Below are 18932 nucleotides of genomic sequence, written 5' to 3'. Positions count from 1 at the left end.
GTATACCAGAGATACCGGCAACCCAAAGGAATCTCATGGCCGAACAGTCCCTGCCCAGCCTCAATCTCAAGCGCCAGGACGGAGTGCTATGGGTCTCGATTGATGTTCCGCCCGTCAACCTGATGACGGCGCAGCTCATGCTCGACCTGGACGCCGTCGCCGCATCGGCCGAGAATGATCCCGATCTGCACGTCATCGTGGTCCAGAGCGCCAATCCGGAGTTCTTCCTGGCGCACGGCGACCTGTCATTCGTGGAGGACCCCGCGACCTACGCCGCCCTCCCGGTCGCGGAGGAGACGCTTGTCGGGACGGGCCCGATGATGCGGCTTCATGAACGCTGGCGGCGTCTGCCTCAGACCACCATCGCCAAGGTCGCGGGACTCGCCCGTGGCGGTGGAGCCGAGCTGGTCTCCAGCCTGGATCTGCGATTCGCGGCCCTCGAGACTGCGGCGTTCGGCCAGTTCGAGGCACTGATCGGCATCGTCCCTGGAGCCGGTGCAACTGCCCACCTGCCCCGCCTCGTGGGTCGCGCTCGCGCTCTCGAGATCGTGCTGACAGGCGGGCTCGTCGACGCGGCGACTGCCGAGCGGTGGGGTTGGGTGAACCGAGCTCTGCCCGCCGCAGAACTGGATGAATATGTTGAGTGGGTCGCACTGGCCATCGCGTCTCTGCCCGACGGTGTCCGCGCCGCGGCTATCGAAGCAATCGACGCGGCCGACGGCACGCTTGAGGACGCGCTGCGCGCGGAAAACCGCCTGCTCGGCGAAACGTTCACTCCCGCGTCTGGAGAGCTTGCCCGGGCAGCGCTCGCGGCCGGGGTTCACACGCGCGAGGTGGAGCTGAACCTCGAAAAGGTGCTGCGCGCGAACCTCGTCCGACATTCGTAACGAATCGCCCTGCGCGGGTGGAGTGCAGAAGTTGTCCGTACGGTCCGTTTGGCAATTCGGGTCGAACGACCGTACGGGCCGCCTCCAGCTCTGTGAAGCTGATTGTTTCGGGATGAGTTCGGTGTGAGGGCTTGGCGATCGGATCCGGTGGCGGCCGAGTGATCCAGGTGCCGGATGATCTTGTGCCTGATGATCTGTGGGAACGCATCGCTCCGCTGCTGCCGCCCCGGCCGCCGCGCCGTCATCGGTATCCCGGACGCTGCCGGCGGACGACCGCGCGGCCCTGCGAGGCATCGTTTTAGGTACTGCGTAAGAACGTGAGCTGGAGAGATGTACCAGCCGAGCAGACCGGGTGCAGCGACGTGGCGGCGGTTGCGGGACTGGACCGAGGCCGGGGTGTGGTCCCGCCTGCACAAAGTGCTCCTGGCCGAGCTGCGCAAGGCAGGACTGCTGGACATGGACGACGCTGCGATCGACGGCTCACACGTTCGAGCCCTCAAAGGGGGGCTCACACCGGGCCTTCGCCGGTCGACCGCGCACGGCCGGGCAGCGAACGCCACCTGATCGTCGACCGGCACGGCACCCCTCTCGCCGTCACCCTGACCGGCGGAAACAGGCACGACGTCACCCAGTTGACACCCCTACTGGACGCGATCCCCGCATCCGAGGACTTCGCGGACGACCGCGGCACCGGCCAGGCCGGCTCTTCGCCGACCGCGGCTACGACTACGACAAGTACCGCCGCATCCTCCGAGCCCGCGACATCACACCCGGGAGCGCCCGCCGAGGCGTCCCGCACGGATCGGGACTGGGCAAGACCTGCTGGGTCGTGGAACGGACCCTCGCCCGGCTCCACCAGTTCAAACGCCTGCGCATCCGCTACGAGATACGCGCCGACCCCCACCTTGGCCTGCTCCCACTCGCCTGCAGCATCATCTGCTTGCGACGCCCACGAACCTCATTCTGAAACGATCAGTTATTCGCTGTCGGCCGGAGCCTCCCGAAGAGAGAATGAAGCCTCAGAAACCGGGAGGAACCCATGAGCCAGGACTACCTGACTCTTCAAGAGCTGCTGCCGCCGCGGGAGTTGACCGCCGCGCTCGACGCCGGGCACGTCACTCGCAAACCGCACCCCGAGCTTCCGCTGTCGATCTACACGTACACGCGCACGTGCCAGTACGAACGGATCTGGAACAGGGTGACCACGCGCTGCCGCGGACTCGTCGCCGACGACTCCACCGGCGAGATCGTCGCGCTTCCCCTGCCGAAGTTCTTCAACGTCGGTGAGCACGAAGCCGGTCAGCCCTACGCTCCCGCCCTGCCGGACGAACCGTTCGAGGTGTACGACAAGGTCGACGGCAGCCTCGCGGTCGTCTTCCACTACGCGGGCCGGTGGCGGGCCGCGTCCAAGGGGTCCTTCATCAGCGCGCAGGCGCGGTGGGCGCAGCGCCGGCTCGACGGCAGGGACACGTCGGCCCTGTCACCGGGGGTGACGTACCTGGCGGAGATCCTGTATCCGCAGAATCGTGTCGTCGTCGACTACGGCGACCGCCGGGACCTGGTGCTCCTCGCCGCGTTCGGCAGGGACGGCGCGGAGATACCCCTGGCCGAGGCCGGGGCCGCCTGGAGGGGCGTGGGTTCCGTGGTCACGGTGTGGCCCGCCATGCCGATCGCCGACCTGATCGCGCTGACCACGTCGAACACGCTGCCCGGGGGCCGCCCCGCCTCGGGGACGGACGCCGAGGGCTTCGTGCTGCGGTTCGCTTCCGGTGTGCGGGCGAAGGCCAAGCTTTCCGAGTACGTACGGCTCCACAAGGTACTGACGGGCGTCACGGAGCGGGACATCTGGCGCAGCCACGGCATCCAGCGGTTCGCCGGGATGTCCGCGAAGCGGCTGGCCCAGGGCCTGGGGTGCTCGCACGCCGAACTCGGGGGCATCACGGCGGCGGGCGGCCGGCCGCTGGACGCCCTGCTGGAGCAGGTGCCGGACGAGTTCGACGCCTGGGTGCGCGGGGTGATCGCGCGCCTGGAGGCCGAGGCCGAGGCGCGTGAGCGCGCCATCGACGAAGCGTTCCGCGGGCTCTCCCATCTGGCCGCCGACCGGGGGGCGTTCGCCCGCGCGGTCCGGGAGCTGCCCGACGCGCAGCTCCGGGCCGCCATGTTCCTGCGGCTCGACGGACGCCCGACGGATCTCGTCGTGTGGCGGGCCGTGCGGCCCGAGACGGCCGACCCGTTCACGACCGATGAGGAGAGCTGACCCGTGCCCGTAGTACACGTCATGACGGGGCTGCCGGCGTCGGGCAAGACCACTGCCGCGCGGAAGCTCCAGGCCGAGGCCGGGGGCCGGATGCGCCGGGTCAACCTCGACGACCTGCGGGCCATGCTGGACCTGCCCGCCACCGAGCGGAGCCGTTCGTGGGCGCACGAGCAGACGGTGCTGGCGATCCAGGACGCCGCGGTGCGCGCGGCCGTCGACGACGGATTCGACGTGGTCGTCGACAACACGCACCTGACGCCCCACATCCCCAAGCGTCTGAGGGCGGCGGTCGCCGGTCTGGCCACGTTCGCCGTGCACGACTTCACCGGCGTACCCGTCGAGGAGTGCATACGCCGGGACGGCGAGCGGGAGCGGCCCGTCAGCGAGGACGTCATCCGGATCCTGGCCGACAAGCACGCGCAGGCCACCAGGGGCGGATGGCGGCTCACCGACGCGTGGCTGAACGACCAGCCCCCCGTCGAGCCGTACGTGCCCGACCCGGCGCTGCCGGCGGCGGTGATGTGCGACATCGACGGAACGCTCGCCCTGACGGGCGACCGGGGCCCGTACGACTTCACGCGATGCGAGGTCGACCTGCTCAATGTGTCGGTGCGGCAGGCCCTGCGTTCCTTCCGGCGTGCCGACAACGACGTCATCGTGCTCCTGTCGGGACGCGGGGAGGAGTACCGCACGCAGACGGAGAGCTGGCTCCGGCGGCACGAGGTGCCCTACGACGAGCTGTGGATGCGCGGGGTGGGCGACGGGCGCCGCGACGACGTCGTGAAGGCCGAGCTGTTCGACCGGCACGTGCGCCACCGGTACGCGGTGCGGGTGTCGCTGGACGACCGTGACCGTGTGGTCGCCCTGTGGCGCCGCATGGGGCTGCCCACGTGGCAGGTCAACTACGGCAATTTCTGAGGGGTGACGAACGCGCCGGCGGGCGCCTTGCCGGATACGGGCAGAGCGCCCGCCGGGACGTCCACGGCGGATCCGGTCTTCTGTTCTTCCCGGGCCCTGGCCACCTCGGCAAGGAGGCGCACCCCGACGGCAGCGGACAACGACTCCACGGAGCACCCGATCGCCGGCAAGCCACTCCCCTCCCGCTCACGAGAAGACGCCGGTCCGCGGCCGGGCCGGGCGCACGGTCACCGCCCGGGCCCACGAACCGCAGGACGTCCCCGGCCGCGCGCACGCCCCGGGGTCCGGCACCGCCCCTGTCGCCGTGGATGATGAACTGGCCCCATGATCGGATCAGACCACAAGGCAGACCTGCGCGTTCACCTGCAGGACGCTCGCGACGCCCTCCTGTGGAAGCTCGAGGGCCTGTCGGAATACGATATTCGCCGCCCCATGACACCGACGGGCACCAACCTGTTGGGACTGGTCAAACACAGCGGTCGTCCACCGCACGCGCACACCGCAACGACGCGGGACTTGAACCCGGCGCCCCTCCGGCGCGCGGCACGGACACACCCGACGCGCCGAACGCACACGCCCCCTCTGATCCAGGATCCGGTGCGCGAGGAGCAGGAGGAGCAAGCGGTGCGTCCATCACCGAGTCGAGGAGGCACGGGACGTCGGGCATGGCGCATACGGGACCAACCAGGCTCCTCGGGCGTGGGCGGGCGCGTGGGCAACGCCGACGCGACGACGAGGAGCCTCGTCTTGTCACAGCTCGCGCCGCCCGCCGGGCACCACCTCCTGCGGCGCGGGCCGGAGACTGACCAGAACCGGACAGGTGCCCTCGGCGTACGAACAGTGGTGATCGCCGCATAATGCCGCGCGGCGCGGTATGCCGATCACGGGTGGCGGCGGCGAGACGGCCTACGGCTGGAGCACTCCGCGGTCACGTTCCGGGGGCGGCACGGGGCGGAAGCGGCCCAGTGGGGCGGCCGGGCCCAATGGGGTGTGTGCAAAAGCCACGACGCCGGCACCGAGCCGGGGACACGGCCCGTCAGGGCCTGAGGGGTCGGCAGGACCGCGCCCACTGACGGGCCGTTCCCCCCTGGGCGGCCGTGAGCAGCAGAAAGGGAATCCCACGCTCCGGCCACTGGACGACGAGGCCGCCGAACAGGCCCCCGTCGCTACTGACCAGGTGATCAGCTGATGGCCATTCAGCAAACGATCGCGGTACTTCACCGCCTCACGACGGCACGCTCGCTCCGTCGGACACACCGCCACGGATCCCGTGGGAGACGACCGCCGCGGCGGGCTTCGCTCCGCCGCGGGGAACACACCCTCCGGCGGGCGCGCGCAGAGCGGCCGAAAGGCGCCCTTGCTGGCGCCCCGGCCGCACCGCAGGATTCCTACCACGCCGATTGTCAGGCTCATGACCGCTACGGATGGTCATCCTGCATCGGCGTTCTGATGGGCCCGCCCACCCAGCGGGCCCCGGGATCCCCCACCGGAGGATGTAGTGAACTTCAAGCGCCTCTCCCCCCTCGGCGGCGTCACGAGACGTGCACGGCTGATCGCCGTCGCATCGACTCTGCTGACCGTCTCCGCGCTTGCCAGCCCGATCGCCTCGGCCGAAACGGGCGACGGCGCACGGGCCACTGCCGCCCAGCTCGCCCAGACGGACGACGCCGTACTCGGCGCGAACGTACCGGGCACCGCCTGGTACACGGACAAGGCGTCGGGCAAGGTCGTCGTCACCGCGGACGACACCGTCTCGGCCGCCGAGATAGCGAAGATCAAGAAGGCGGCGGGCTCACAGTCCGACGCCCTGGAGATCAAGCGCACGCCCGGCACGTTCGACAAGCTCATCGCCGGCGGCCAGGCCATCTACAGCGGCAGCGGCCGTTGCTCGCTGGGCTTCAACGTCCGCAGCGGCACCACGTACTACGCCCTCACCGCCGGCCACTGCACCAACGGCACCGGCACCTGGTACACCAACTCCGCCAGGACCGCGGTGCTCGGTTCCACCACCGGTTCCAGCTTCCCGAACAACGACTACGGCATCATCCGCCACTCCAACGCCTCCGCCGCGGACGGCCGGGTGTACCTCTACAACGGCTCCTACCGGGACATCACCGGCGCGGGCAACGCCTCCGTCGGCCAGGCCGTCCAGCGCAGCGGCAGCACCACCGGCCTGCGCAGCGGCACTGTCACCGGCCTCAACGCGACCGTCAACTACGGCGGTGGCGATGTCGTCTACGGGCTCATCCAGACCAACGTCTGCGCCGAGCCCGGCGACAGCGGCGGCGCCATGTTCGCCGGCAGCACCGCGCTCGGCCTGACCTCCGGCGGCAGCGGCAACTGCTCCTCCGGCGGCACGACGTTCTTCCAGCCGGTCACCGAAGCGCTCAACGCCTACGGAGTGAGCGTCTTCTGACCCGCACGACAACAGCCGGCGGGCCCCTTCGGGCGGTCCGCCGGCTTCTGCGTCGCCTGCGCAGTTGAGCGCCACCGAGGCCCTTGAAGGACCTCGCGTCCAGCCGACGCCCCCTTGAACGACAGGACGATTTGCCTAAAGCCATTAGGCAAATGGACTATGACTTCTGTCGAACGAGAGGGAGGTTATGGCACGCGTAGGGCTGACCACGGAGCGCCTGACCCGGGCGGGAGCGGAACTGGCCGACGAGGTCGGCTTCGACCGGGTGACCGTCTCGGCACTCGCCAGGCGGTTCGACGTCAAGGTCGCGAGCCTGTACTCGCACCTGAAGAACTCCCAGGACCTCAAGACCAAGATCGCCCTCCTCGCCCTGGAGGAACTCGCCGACCGGGGGGCCGCCGCCCTGGCCGGACGGGCCGGCAAGGACGCCCTGACCGCCTTCGCGAACGTCTACCGCGACTACGCCCGGGAGCACCCCGGCCGCTACGCCGCAGCCCAGCTGAGGCTCGACCCGGAGACGGCGGCCATCAGCGCCGGCGGAAAGCACGCACAGATGACGCGGGCGATCCTGCGCGGCTACGACCTGACGGAACCGGACCAGACGCACGCGGTCCGGCTCCTCGGCAGCGTTTTCCACGGCTATGTCAGCCTGGAGATGGGAGGGGGGTTCAGTCACAGCACCCCCGACACGCAGGAAACCTGGTCATGGACCCTGGACGCCCTCGACACCCTGCTGCGGAACTGGCCCGCGACCTGACCAGGCCCCTGCCGACCGGAGGCCGCCGTCCGCGCGACGCATCGGCGAAGCCGACAGTCCAGACATTTTGATCAACAGGCTGGAACAATGCACACCAAGCACGACTGGATCACCACACCCATCACCCCGGGCCTCCTGCGCGGCGCCCTCGACCTGGAGCGCACCGAGCACGGCCTGCTGCCGCACCGTCTGCCCGCCCGGGCCCGCGCCCAGTGCACCGACGGACAACTGGCCATGACCGAGGCCCAGCCGTCAGGTGTACGGCTGGTCTTCCGCACCCGGGCCACCGCCGTCGAACTGGACACACTGCCCACCAAGCGGGTCTACGTGGGCGCCCCGCCCCGCCCGGACGGCGTGTACGACCTGCTCGTCGACGGCCACCTGGCCGGCCAGGCCGGCGTGGCGGGCGGCAACACCCTGCTGATCGACATGGCCACCGGGGCCGCCGAGAACCGGCCCGGCCCGGCCGGCACCCTCCGCTTCACCGGCCTGCCCGACCGCGTCAAGGACGTCGAGATCTGGCTGCCGCACAACGAGGCCACTCAACTCGTCGCCCTGCGCACCGACGCCCCCGTCGAGCCCACACCGGACCGGGGCCGCAAGGTGTGGCTGCACCACGGCAGTTCGATCAGTCACGGCTCCGACGCCGCGAGCCCCACCACGACCTGGCCCGCGCTGGCCGCTTCCAGGGGCGGGGCAGAGCTGATCAACCTGGGGTTCGGCGGCGGCGCCCTGCTCGATCCGTTCACGGCCCGCGCCCTGCGCGACACCCCCGCGGACCTGATCAGCATCAAGATCGGCATCAATCTCGTCAACCTGGACCTGATGCGCCTGCGCGCCTTCACTCCGGCGGTGCACGGCTTCCTCGACACCATCCGCGAGGGGCACCCCACCGCTCCGTTGCTGGTCGTCTCGCCCATCCTGTGCCCCATCCACGAGGACACCCCCGGCCCCGGCGCTTTCGACTTCAGCGCTCTCAGTGCCGGAAAGCTGCGGTTCCGGGCTACGGGAGACCCCGCCGAGCGCACCGCCGGGAAGCTGACGCTCAACGTCGTCCGGGAAGAGCTCGCCCGCATCGTGAGGCAGCGTGCGGCCGACGACCGGAATCTGCACTGTCTCGACGGCCGCGACCTCTACGGCGAGGCGGACTTCGCCGAGCTGCCCCTGCCCGACCAGCTCCACCCGGATGCCGCCGCGCACCGCCGCATCGGCGAACGCTTCGCCGCCCTGGCCTTCGGCGCCGGCGGCCCGTTCGGCGCCGACCGTGCCCGAACACCCGCTCCTGGCCCGGCTGCGGACAGAAGCTAGCCCTTCAGTCGCTCCTGCAACTCCTCGGCATCGGCGAGGAACCATGTCTGCCGCCCACGGTTGCATTCACGGACGAAGTCCCGCAGCGCCGAACTGGACGCCGTGTGCCGGGAGATGTCACCGAGGACGACGACGCCCACACGGTAGTTGACGAACTTCTGGATGATCTCACCGGCGACACGGGTGCGCAGTCGGAAGAACGTCTCGTCGAACCGCCCTGCGGGGATGACGACCCACTGAGCGCCTTGGTAAGCGGCATTGCCCACAAGATCCAGAACGTCGTGTTCGCCGCCGATCGCCTCGCCTTCGGGGGCACACATCAGGACGGGCACGTCATGGATCGTCTGCAGAGTGCTCATGGGAGCCGAGACTAGTTCCGGACGCGGAAACAGTCGACGCGATTCTCCGGGGAAGAGCCCGGCGCCGGCAGCCCCCTGTCGCCGGAGGCGGACGAAGCCACCCGGGGCGCACCCGGGCTGATCCGTCAGCGCAGGTCGAGCCGCATCAGGACCCGGGGATGACCGGCCAGCACCGAGGTGGTGTCGGCGGTGTGGACGAACCCGGCGCGCTCGAAGTTCTTCCGGATCCCGGCGTACGCCATCGTCATGTCGACCTCGGCGTCACCGTTGTCGAGGGGGTACGCCTCGATCGCCGGTGCGCCGTGGGAACGGGCGAACTCGACCGCGCCGGCGATGAGAGCGTGTGAGATCCCCTTCTTCCGGTGACCGGGACGTACGCGGATGCACCACAGCGACCAGACCGGCAGGTCGTCGACGTGCGGGATTTTACGGTTGCGCGCGAAGGAGGTGTCCGAGCGCGGTGCCACGGCGGCCCAGCCGACCGGCTCGTCGCTGTCGTAGGCGAGCACCCCCGGAGGGAGGCCCGTACGGCACAGCTCGGCGACGTACTCTTCGCGGGCCGGCCCGCGAAGCTCGTTGTTGAGCCTGGACGGGATCCGATAGCTCAGACACCAGCAGACGTTGGCCCCGGGGGACTTCGGGCCGAGCAGGGTACGGACATCCGCGAAGACCGAAGCCGGGCGAACCTCGATGGTCATGGCACCACGATGTCACGGCGTACACGGCGACGCCGCCCGGCCTTCACCGGGTTGCGTACGGCGGATCCGGAGCCGGAGCCGGACGGCGGCTGTGGTGATCGTTCCGGCCTCCGCCGCGCAGTCCGGCCGCGGGCGGGCACGGCTCCGGCCGCGCCCGCTCCGCGTTCGTCGGACCACCCGCTCCCTGCCGGGCCTGACGGCCGGGCAAGTCCTCAGGGGGCGATGGGCAACCGACGCTTGTGGTCGGTGAGTCGGTAGCGGCTGACGATCTTTTCGAAGGCCCGCTCGTCCACCGGCTTGCCCTCCAGGAAGTCGTCGATGTCGTCGTAGGCGACCCCGAGCGCGTCCTCGTCGGCCTTGCCCGGGTCGAGGTCCTCCAGGTCGGCCGTCGGAGTCTTCCACACCAGTTCGGCGGGTGCCCCCAGCGCGTCCGCGACGGCGCGCACCCGGCGCTTGGTCAGGCCGGTCAGCGGGACCAGGTCGGCGGCGCCGTCACCGAACTTGGTGAAGAAGCCGGAGACCGCCTCGGCGGCGTGGTCGGTGCCGACGACCAGGCCGTCGTGCGCGCCGGCCACCGCGTACTGGGCGATCATGCGCTGCCGGGCCTTGATGTTGCCGTGCACGAAGTCCTGGTGGTGAGCGTCGCGGAAGCTCACGCCGGCGGCCAGCGCGGCGTCGAGCGCGGCGTCGCTCGCGGGCTTGATGTCCACGGTCAGCACGTGGTCGGCCCGGATGAAGGAGAGCGCGAGCTGGGCGTCGTGCTCGTCGGTCTGGACCCCGTAGGGCAGCCGCATCGCGTAGAACCGCGCTTCGTGCCCGGCGGCCCGGGCCCGCTCGACGGCGAGCTGGCACAGCCGGCCGGCGGCGGTGGAGTCGACGCCGCCGCTGATACCGAGCACGAGGGAGCGCAGACCGGTGGAGGTCAGCCGCTCGGCGAGGAAGGCCACCCGGCGTTCGATCTCCCGCTCGGCCTCGAAGGTCTCGGCGACCTCGAGTTCCCGGGCGATCTCCTGCTGCAGGGCGATGGACGCCGGCTCGCTCACGTCTGCTCCTTGTTCCGGTTCACGATGTGCTGCCGCACCCACCCTACCCAGGGGTGTCCGGCGGATCTCGACCGACGGTCCCGCTGCCCGGCAGCGGCCGGACGGACGGTGGGGCGACCGCTGCGCAGTCGTCGACGGGATCCTCTTCCGCCCGCGGGCGGGCGCCTCCCGGCGTGGTCCGCCTCCGCACCACAGGCCCTGGTTCGGAGCGTGCCCGCCGGGTTGCGGCTGCGACACCCGTGTCCCGTGCAGCGCCCTGCGCCGACACCCCAGTGCCCGCCCGCCCGTTCCGGCGGCCGTCCCCTACACGTCGACGCGCCCCGCCGGCCCTCGCACGGCGGCGGCTTTCAGCCGTCGCTCCCGCAGCCCGGCGGGGCGCCGTCCGCCCCTCGTGCCGCCCGCTGCCCCTCCCGTCCCATCCGGCCCATCAGGAACGGCTGACAGACGCCCTGCACAATCCCACCCCCACGCCCGGATCCTTCAGACATGGGGGATATCGGCCTGCCGCAGACCGACGAGGAATGGGCGGCGCTCGCCCGGCACACCGACGCCGAACAGGCACACGACGAAGGCGCCACCGCGGCGGGTCCGCCGGCCGGGCGCGGCTGTCCGGACTGCGGGCTGGCCGGTGACCGGTACCTCACCCCTTACAACCGGTGGATCCTCCTCGAACCGCTCCCCGCCCTTCCCGCGCACGCCATACCGCCCCGGCAGCGGTGGCTCATCGGCAGCGGCACCGACGGCGAAGGCCTCGCGTGGAACACCGGCGACGAGGAACCCCCGCCCGGAGCGGAGTGCCGCATCGCGCACCGCCTGGTCTGCCCCGGGGTCCGGCATGGTGATGTCCTGCCGTGGCCGGCGGCGCTGCGGGAGGAAAACCGGCTCCGCGCGGCACGCCTCGACGCGAAGCGCACCCTGCCCGGCAGCCTGTCCGGCGTCGGGTGACCACTCCGGGCCGGTGCGGTCAGTGCCCCCGGTCACCGTGAGCGGTGGCGGGCGCGGCCCGACCCCGTCGTCGAAGCCGGCGCCGGTTCCGTTCCGGCGGCGTCCTGGTCACCTGACGCGAGTGCCCTGATCACGTAGGGTCGGCGGATGGCGAAATACTTCGACGTGCACCCCGAGAACCCCCAGCGGCGCACCATCAGCAATGTGGCCGACGGTGTCCGTTCCGGCGAGCTGATCGCGTACCCGACGGACTCCTGTTTCGCGCTGGGATGCCAGCTGGGCAACCGTGACGGCCTCAGCCGGATCCGGTCGATCCGGAACCTCGACGACCGCCACCACTTCACCCTTGTGTGCCAGGACTTCGCACAGCTGGGTCAACTCGTGCACATCGACAACGACGTTTTCCGCGCGATCAAGGCAGCGACGCCCGGCAGTTACACCTTCATCCTCCCCGCGACGAAGGAGGTGCCGCGCCAGCTGCTGCACCCGAAGAAGAAGACGGTCGGGGTCCGGATTCCCGACCATGCCGTCGCCCAGGCCCTGCTCGCCGAACTCGGCGAGCCGCTGCTCTCCAGCACCCTGCTCCTGCCCGACGAGGACGAGCCGCTGACACAGGGCTGGGAGATCAAGGAACGGCTCGACCACGTGGTGGACGCCGTGGTCGACTCGGGTGACTGCGGAACCGAGCCGACCACGGTCGTCGACTTCTCCAGTGGGGAAGCCGAGATCGTACGCCGGGGGGCGGGCGACACCTCACGGTTCGAGTAGCCGCCCCGTCGTCGTCGCCACGTGCCGGAGCACCGGTGTGTGTCCCCGGGCGGGGTTCCGGGAGACGGTGTCGTCTGCGGGGTGAGCCCGTCCTCCCCGCACAGGAAGGTGTGGCTCGGCCGCATCGTCGCGCGGCGCGCGAGCGGACGCGCAAGGACGCTTCTCCTTCCGGGAAGCCGCGTGTGGAAGAGGTCTGTCCTGCCCGTCGGTACGGCGCCCTGGACGGCGGACGGCGGACGGCGGACAGCCGGCAGGGGTCAGGCGGGCGCAGGTGCGGAAGCCGGGCCCGTACCGTCGGGCGTGGCTCCCCACTGCTTCGCCGATCCCTCCGTCAGCACGATGTTCGGCGCGTCCACCGGGGTGGTACCCGGTGTCGTCGCCGAGGAGGGGTACGACCAGTCGTTCGCCGCGTTCCACGCCCCCGCCGAGCTGATCCGGAACTGCACCTCCTTGCGGTACGCCGACTGCCCGGCCGGGGCGATCGTCGCGTCCGAGCAGTCCACGGTCACGTAGTAGACGTCGTCCCCGTATTCGGCGGCCCGCGTGGGCCCGGATACCTTGCCGCACTGGTTGTAGTGGGTGCTGTGGCTGATCTGCTCCGGCGTGACGCCCGGCTCCAGGGTGAAGTAGTAGCGCAGCGAGGCGTCGGTCAGCGCCCGTGCCGGCCACGCCGACTTGTTGACGAGATAGGCCTTGATCTCCGTGAAATTCGGCCCGGTGGCGTTCACCGAAGCCTGGACGGAGATCTCCGGGCCGTCCGGCCGCTCCGCCTTCGGGAAGTCGGCGAGCGGGCTGCCGCCGTACTCCCCGTACAGCCGGGCCAGCGCCCCGGTGAAGGCCGCGTTGTAGTCGGTGGCGACCTCGTTGTTCACGTAGTTCGACCGGTCGTCGGTGTACGTGTCGTCCGGCGCGCTCGGCCCCCCGACCAGCGCGCCGTACAGCGTGTGCCGGCTCTCGACCGGGTTGTTGATCTGGTCGGTCCACGAGCCGTGGGCCGTGCGGTGGTGCGGCTTGGCCGGCGGGTTGGTGCCGAAGCCGACGACGTAGCTGGACCTGCGGGGGTTGTCGCCGAGCGCGTAGTTGATCTGCCGTACGGCGAAGTCGTGGTAGCGGGTCCTGCGTTCGCTGTCGCCGGTCAGCCAGTCGGAGTACTGGAGCGCCGCGAAGGCGGTGTTCGCCGCGTACCGCAGGGAGCCCCAGCTGTCGAGGACGGCCTGTCCGCCCGGCGAGTAGCGGACGCGCTGGCCGTTCACGCCGGTCGTCCACCAGTCGAGCCAGCGGTTGGCGTCGTCGACGTACTCCTGCTTGCCGGTGAGCTGCGCCAGCAGCACGTACGCCCCGTAGGAGGTGTCGTCCCAGGAGAGGGTCCAGCGGTAGGAACGGGTGGTGGTCTGCGGCTCGGTGGAGAGGTTGTCGTAGTACGACTCCGCCATGGCCAGGTACGCGGTGTCGCCGGTGGCCCTGTGCAGCCAGATCGCGCCCCAGACGAGCTCGTCGTGGTAGCCGCTCCAGGAGTTGTAGTACGACTTCACGTCGGTGATGCAGTCGCTGTACTTGCCGCGGTAGGTGTCGGCGAAGGCGTACAGCTGCTTGGCGTGTGTGATCAGTTTACCGGCGTAGGCCGGATCGCTGTCCTTGAACACCATCGACGAGGAGGCCATCGCCGCGGCGGTCTGACCGGCGAGGTCGGAGCCCGGACAGGAGGCGTCGATCTTGTACGCGGGCCGTGCCATCGGCATGACCTCGGCCGGGCCCCACCACTTGTGGTCGTCCGCTCCGTTGCCCACCTGCCCGTACAGGACGTTCGCAGAGGGGTGCGCCTTGAGGAAGTAGTCGTTGACGAAGCGCAGGTTGCCCTTCAGGTGCGGCAGCTGCCCGGAGGAGGTGTACGCCGCCTTCTCCTCCACCCCGCCCCAGGCGAGCATGGTGGCGGAGAACGCCATCGGCAGGCCGAACTTGACGTGGTCACCGGCGTCGTACCAGCCCCCGGTCAGGTCGAGGCCGACGTCCTTGCCGTCGTCCAGGCCCGAGTCGCCGCGCCAGCCGACGCGGTTGGTGCCGGGGATCTCGCCGGACTGCTGGGCCTCGTAGAACAGGATCGACTTCTGGAGTGCCTCGCCGTAGTCGAAGGCGGGCGCGGCGGAGGCGGTGGCCGGCAGCGAGAGGGGAAGGAGGAGGCCGGCGGCGACCGTACCGGCGAGGGCGGTGGTACGGCGTGGACGCCGTACGGTTCTTCGGTCTCTTCCGGGTTTCAGGAGGGTGAGCGCGCGCAACGGAATGTCCCTTCCGTTCGTCGGCCGAGCCGGTGCGGGTGGGCGGAGTGGTGGGCCTGTCCGCCCGGCGCCGTCGAGCGGCAGCCGGGCGGACAGGGGCTTCGGTCCGTCAGGCGGGCGGTGTACCCCAGGCGTGACGGGTGCCCGTGTAGGCGGGGACCGCCGGGGCGTCCGCGTACGCGGTGGCCGTCGAGCGGCTGTAGTCGTCGGTCTCGTCGAAGCCCGACCAGTCCGCCTTGCTCATCCGCACCTGGATGTCACCGGTGTCCTTGCCCGCCGCGAGGGAGCCCCCGGCGAACGACACCTCCAGGTAGGCGTCCGCGCCCGCGACCGGAGTGGTCAGCGGGACGACCCTCAGCTTCACCTGCGCGCACCCGACCGCCGCGTAGTCGCACCACGCGCTGACCGACACCGCACCGCCGTCACGGGTGAAGTAGTAGCGCGCCGACACCGTGCTCAGGTCGAGGGAGGCGGATCCGGTGTTGACGACCTGGAGCCCCGGGCGGATGGCGTTGTCCGTGGCGGAGGCGTCGTTGTTCTTGTAGCGGACCTTCACCGCCCCGAGGGATCGCCGCCCCCGCCTCCGGGCCCGGTCGTCACACTCAACGCCGCTGAGGGTGCCGATACGTTGCCCGCCGCGTCCCGCGCCCGCACGGTGTAGCTGTACGCGGTCGAGGGCGAGAGTCCGGTGTCCGTGAACGAGGTACCGGCCACCGGCGTCGTGTTCACCTTCGCCGTGCCCCGGTAGACGTCGTAACCGGTCACGCGCACGTTGTCCGCCGAAGCCGACCACGACAGCGACACGCTGTCCGCGGTCTTCGCGGTGGCGCTGAGCCCGGCCGGCGCGGTGGGCGCGGTGGTGTCGTCCGGGCCGGGGCCTCCGCCCCCGTCCCCGTACACGTCGGTCAGGCTGATGCCCGTGGTGCTCCCGGCGCCACCGAGCGGGACCTCGTGGTCGAGGCTGACGAACTTGCCGCCGTGCTGCCACAGGGCGGGCTTCAGCAGGGCGTACTTCTCCTCGTCCCACGACTTCCAGTCGCCCAGCAGGAGACCTCCGGTGTCACCGGAGTTGGGGTTGATGCACCAGAAGGTCTGGTGGATGCGGTTCTCCACGATGAGGTCGCGCAGCGCCTTCATCCACTTCTCGTTCGGTCCGCCGTCGAGGAACCCGCCCCATTCGCCGATGAGGAGCGGCGACTTGTTCTCCTTGTGCAGGTAGAGCCAGTTGGGGTCCCAGACGTCCCGTTCGAGCGTGGTGCGGTCCCAGTTTCCGGAGAACCAGGGCTGGGCGTGGACGAGCGGGCCGTAGTCGTGCGGGGAGTACACGAGCTGGTCGTTGTGGGCGCCGAGATCGACCGGGTGGTCGCGTACGCCGCGCAGGTTGCCGCCCCACCAGGTGGAGTAGTAGTCGGTCGGGGTGGAGGAGGCCCAGCTCACACCGGCTTTGGGGTACACCTCGATGCCTTCGCACAGCACCAGGACGTTCGGGTTGATCGCCAGGATCCGTTTGCCCGCGGTCTCACAGGCGTACTTGAAGTTGTCCTGGTCGGCCGAGCCGTCCCACTTGGCGCGGGTGGCTTCGTTCGCCTTGCCGTGCGGCTCGTTCTTGATGTCCATGGCGACGAGGGTGTCGTCGGCCTTGTAGCGGGCTGTCACCCATTCCCACGCGGTGTAGAACTGCTCGGCCGTGATGGCGCCCTTCCACCACACCGGGTAGATGTGACCGGAGTTGTCGGCCTCCGCGCTGTGCACGTCGAGCATCACCTTGATGCCGTACTGCTCGCACAGGCGCAGCCAGTAGTCGAAGATCTCCAGTGAGGTCTTGCCGGCGATCTCGGGGTTGGCGTGGTTGTTGACGCCGGACGGAACGGTCGCCCGCCCGTTCTTCCACTCCAGCAGGAGCTGCGTCGAGATCGGCACCCGGACCATGTTGATGCCCCGGCCGGCCATGGACCCGGTGATGTCGGTGATGTTGCCGGACCACAGTCCGTGGAAGACCCGCTCCGAGGCGTTGAAGCCGAACCAGTTGGCGCCTGTGAGCCAGACCTCGTCCCCGTTCGCGTCCACGATCTTGTTGCCCTCGGTGTGCAGCCAGTCGTCACCGGCCGCGGCGCCGTTCGTCGCGTCCTCGGTCACCGGGGCGGTCTCGGCCGCCCGGGCCGCCGTTGCGCCCGCGAGACCGCCCACCGAGAGGAGCCCTGCGGTCATGACCGCGGCAACCAGCCTTCGGAGGCGCCGTCTTCCGCTTCGTGCTGTTCGTAACTGTCCCGACTGTCCCACTGTGTGCCGCCCTTCCGTCTGTAACGGAGAGAAAGGAGTTGCACGTGCTGGAGTGGGAGCGCTCCCATACCGGAGTGGGAGCGCTCCCAGAGGGTTTGGCCAGGACTGTAGGGGCGTACCGCCGTGCTGGCAAGAGAAGTCGCGCGTTCGCCGGGATACGCGTGGAGCGGCGGGCGCTCCCTTGCGCCGCAAGGGAGCGCGAACAAGGGCGGGAAGCTTCCGAGGTCCGTCGGGTCGGCGTGCCATGGTCACAGAGCCCTCGCCGTACGGCGCCGTACGAAGCAAGCCCCCCGGCGAACCGGCCACCGTGAACGCGAAGAACCGTGAATCCGCCGACCGGACGTGCCGCCGGCCCCGCCCCACTGCCCATCCGGCCATTACGTTCCCCGGCCGGGGGCCGGGGCCGTGGGCCTCTCAGCGGGCGCTGTGCGCGGCACGCCACTCGGGTGCGAGCACCGACCAGACCTCGGTGTCCTGCCGTACGCCCCGGTAGGGGTCGTCCTGGCGCTGGACTCCGTCGCGGCTCATGCCGAGCCGCCTGGCCACGTTGATGCTCGGAGTGTTCTCGGAGGAGACCAGCCACTCCACCCGGTGCATTCCGCGTTCCCTGACCGCCCAGTCGATGACCACGCGTACCGCCCGGGTGGCCAGACCGCGTCCTGCCGCGGCCGGTTCCAGCCAGCAGCCGGCCTCGCAGTTGCCCGTGCCCGCGTCGAAGATCCTGAACAGGACGCCACCCACGAGGAGTCCGTCGAGCCGGATGCCGTACAGCCGGCCGGTGTCGGCCGCGGTCTTGTCGGCGTACACTTGGAGCCAGTTCCGTGCGGACTCCAGGTCTGCCGTGATGCCGGGGAGCCCGACGTGCCGGCCGATGTACTCGCGGCCGCGGTCCATGTGCGCGAGGAACTCCTCGGCCTGCCAGGGTTCCAACGGCCGCAGCTCGGCTCCGTCACCCAGGGATGTCGCGAACATTCTCACCCTCCACAGTTGCCGTCCACGGTCCCTGGATCCTCGCACGGCCCTCTGCGCGTTCCGGTGGCCAGTCCCAGGCTCCTGCCACCCGGTTGGGGTGCGCTCCAGCCGGAGGAACGGGGCCCTTCCGGGTGGGCCGGTCAGGCGGGCGGCACCGCTTCGACGTGTTCGGCTGCCCGGCCGTGATCGCCGGCGGGTGGCGCCGCGCGCGTGTCAGCGCGGGTGGCACCGATTCCGGCGACCACGACGCACATGACACCGGCCGCGGAGGCGGGGCCGGGAATCTGTCCCAGGGCGGCCATGCCGATGACGAGTGCGACGGCGGGTTCCAGACACATCAAAGTGCCGAAGGCAGTGGTGGTGAGCCGGCGCAGGGCAAGGAATTCGAGACTGAAGGGGACGACAGGGTGGAGCACCGCCCGTCGACCCCACCGTCCGGACGACACCGCTGTGGACGGCGAAGTGGGGCCTGGGTGTCCCCACCCGTCCCGATGTCCCGGCCGGCACCACGCTGGACGTCTTCGCCCGGTTCGGCACGGCCGAGTGGATCACCAACTCCCGCAACACCGCCGACGAACACGTCGTTCGCACCCTCGCCTCCATGGCGGGGTTCAGCCCCCGGCTGAACCATCAGGCCGACAGCCTCGACCTGGTGCAGGACATGATCGCCGCAGGCATGGGCGTGGGACTGCTGCCCATGGGCCATGCGCTCCTCCCCGGCGTCAGGCTGCTTCCCCTGACGTCTCCGGACATCGAGCTGCGGTCGTACGCCGTCGCCAGGCACGGCCGCCTCGACTGGCCTCCACTCGCCCTGGTGACCGGTCTCCTCGCCACGCGGGCCGGCCGCCGCGCAGCACCGCCGGGTCACGACGGCGACGGCGTGCCGGCCGAGTGATCACCCGCAATCGGGAGCCCGGTACGGACTGCCCTGCCGGGCAGTGCTCCGGGCCCGGCCACGGATGCGGATGCGGATATTCGACTGCCGTGAAGCGGTGGCCGAGCTCCTGGCACGGTGTTGTGCCAGATTCTGGAACATGGAAGAAGGCAGGGA

The 18932-nt window shown here is 70.4% G+C and carries 17 protein-coding genes and 2 pseudogenes; 11 read left to right on the top strand and 8 right to left on the bottom strand.

Going from position 1 to position 18932, the window contains the following annotated elements; all coding sequences use genetic code 11:
• The first annotated feature begins 35 nt into the window (after window positions 1-35).
• From BN1555_RS33190 to BN1555_RS33155, 8 genes and pseudogenes are all read left to right on the top strand, one after another.
• Window positions 36-887, top strand: coding sequence for an enoyl-CoA hydratase/isomerase family protein (locus BN1555_RS33190; RefSeq protein ID WP_093802855.1), 852 nt, complete (start codon window positions 36-38; stop codon window positions 885-887).
• Window positions 888-1054: 167 nt separating this feature from the next.
• A pseudogene (locus BN1555_RS33185) lies at window positions 1055-1854 on the top strand (IS5 family transposase).
• A gap of 72 nt (window positions 1855-1926) precedes the next feature.
• Window positions 1927-3144 (top strand): RNA ligase, encoded by a 1218-nt coding sequence (locus BN1555_RS33180; RefSeq protein WP_093802854.1) that lies wholly within the window; start codon window positions 1927-1929, stop codon window positions 3142-3144.
• Window positions 3145-3147: 3 nt separating this feature from the next.
• Entirely contained in the window at window positions 3148-4062 is a 915-nt protein-coding gene (locus tag BN1555_RS33175; RefSeq protein WP_255306303.1) for a phosphatase domain-containing protein, read from the top strand.
• Window positions 4063-4386: 324 nt separating this feature from the next.
• Window positions 4387-4539 (top strand): annotated as a pseudogene (locus tag BN1555_RS33170) (DUF664 domain-containing protein); the annotation flags it as partial.
• A 1021-nt stretch (window positions 4540-5560) separates the two neighbouring features.
• Window positions 5561-6478, top strand: a complete 918-nt coding sequence (locus BN1555_RS33165; protein WP_093802852.1) for a S1 family peptidase — start codon at window positions 5561-5563, stop codon at window positions 6476-6478.
• 187 nt (window positions 6479-6665) lie between these two features.
• Window positions 6666-7235 (top strand): TetR/AcrR family transcriptional regulator, encoded by a 570-nt coding sequence (locus BN1555_RS33160; protein ID WP_093802851.1) that lies wholly within the window; start codon window positions 6666-6668, stop codon window positions 7233-7235.
• Between the two features lie 87 nt (window positions 7236-7322).
• On the top strand, window positions 7323-8543 hold the full coding sequence (locus BN1555_RS33155; protein WP_093802850.1) for a GDSL-type esterase/lipase family protein: 1221 nt from the start codon (window positions 7323-7325) through the stop codon (window positions 8541-8543).
• On the opposite strand, the gene BN1555_RS33150 is transcribed toward BN1555_RS33155, so the two are convergent.
• The 3 genes from BN1555_RS33150 to nadE form a co-directional block, all read right to left on the bottom strand.
• Entirely contained in the window at window positions 8540-8902 is a 363-nt protein-coding gene (locus BN1555_RS33150) for a DUF4180 domain-containing protein (RefSeq protein WP_093802849.1), read from the bottom strand. The two genes, BN1555_RS33155 and BN1555_RS33150, sit on opposite strands and share 4 nt — an antisense overlap.
• Window positions 8903-9027: 125 nt before the next feature.
• Entirely contained in the window at window positions 9028-9600 is a 573-nt protein-coding gene (locus tag BN1555_RS33145) for a GNAT family N-acetyltransferase (protein ID WP_093802848.1), read from the bottom strand.
• 212 nt (window positions 9601-9812) lie between these two features.
• Entirely contained in the window at window positions 9813-10643 is an 831-nt protein-coding gene (nadE, locus tag BN1555_RS33140) for an ammonia-dependent NAD(+) synthetase (protein WP_093802847.1), read from the bottom strand.
• A gap of 486 nt (window positions 10644-11129) precedes the next feature.
• Here nadE and BN1555_RS33135 point away from each other — a divergent pair, with 486 nt between their 5' ends.
• Both BN1555_RS33135 and BN1555_RS33130 read left to right on the top strand, forming a co-directional pair.
• Window positions 11130-11588 carry a DUF6083 domain-containing protein gene (locus BN1555_RS33135; RefSeq protein WP_255306302.1) on the top strand — a complete coding sequence of 153 codons (459 nt, stop codon included), beginning with the start codon at window positions 11130-11132 and terminating at the stop codon, window positions 11586-11588.
• A 147-nt stretch (window positions 11589-11735) separates the two neighbouring features.
• Window positions 11736-12356 carry an L-threonylcarbamoyladenylate synthase gene (locus tag BN1555_RS33130; RefSeq protein ID WP_093802846.1) on the top strand — a complete coding sequence of 207 codons (621 nt, stop codon included), beginning with the start codon at window positions 11736-11738 and terminating at the stop codon, window positions 12354-12356.
• Window positions 12357-12613: 257 nt separating this feature from the next.
• On the opposite strand, the gene BN1555_RS33125 is transcribed toward BN1555_RS33130, so the two are convergent.
• The 5 genes from BN1555_RS33125 to BN1555_RS33105 form a co-directional block, all read right to left on the bottom strand.
• The gene (locus BN1555_RS33125; protein WP_255306301.1) at window positions 12614-14629 is read right to left on the bottom strand and encodes a glycoside hydrolase family 9 protein; all 2016 of its coding nucleotides are present in this window, start codon (window positions 14627-14629) and stop codon (window positions 12614-12616) included.
• 109 nt (window positions 14630-14738) lie between these two features.
• Window positions 14739-15185 carry a cellulose binding domain-containing protein gene (locus BN1555_RS33120; RefSeq protein WP_176710214.1) on the bottom strand — a complete coding sequence of 149 codons (447 nt, stop codon included), beginning with the start codon at window positions 15183-15185 and terminating at the stop codon, window positions 14739-14741.
• Window positions 15182-16837, bottom strand: a complete 1656-nt coding sequence (locus BN1555_RS33115; RefSeq protein WP_093802843.1) for a cellulase family glycosylhydrolase — start codon at window positions 16835-16837, stop codon at window positions 15182-15184. The genes BN1555_RS33120 and BN1555_RS33115 overlap by 4 nt, the downstream gene beginning before the upstream one ends.
• A 486-nt stretch (window positions 16838-17323) precedes the next feature.
• A complete protein-coding gene (locus tag BN1555_RS33110; RefSeq protein WP_093802842.1) occupies window positions 17324-17881 on the bottom strand; it encodes a GNAT family N-acetyltransferase in 558 nt (185 codons plus the stop codon).
• 140 nt (window positions 17882-18021) lie between these two features.
• On the bottom strand, window positions 18022-18297 hold the full coding sequence (locus BN1555_RS33105) for a DMT family transporter (RefSeq protein WP_093802841.1): 276 nt from the start codon (window positions 18295-18297) through the stop codon (window positions 18022-18024).
• A 32-nt stretch (window positions 18298-18329) separates the two neighbouring features.
• On the opposite strand from BN1555_RS33105, the gene BN1555_RS33100 reads away from it, so the two are divergent.
• The gene (locus BN1555_RS33100; protein ID WP_093802840.1) at window positions 18330-18776 is read left to right on the top strand and encodes a LysR substrate-binding domain-containing protein; all 447 of its coding nucleotides are present in this window, start codon (window positions 18330-18332) and stop codon (window positions 18774-18776) included.
• The last annotated feature ends 156 nt before the right edge of the window (window positions 18777-18932 follow it).

Origin of the sequence: Streptomyces sp. Wb2n-11, assembly GCF_001049855.1 — a bacterium.
GTDB classification, from domain to species: domain Bacteria; phylum Actinomycetota; class Actinomycetes; order Streptomycetales; family Streptomycetaceae; genus Streptomyces; species Streptomyces altiplanensis.
This window is presented reverse-complemented; position numbering and strand designations above follow the sequence as displayed.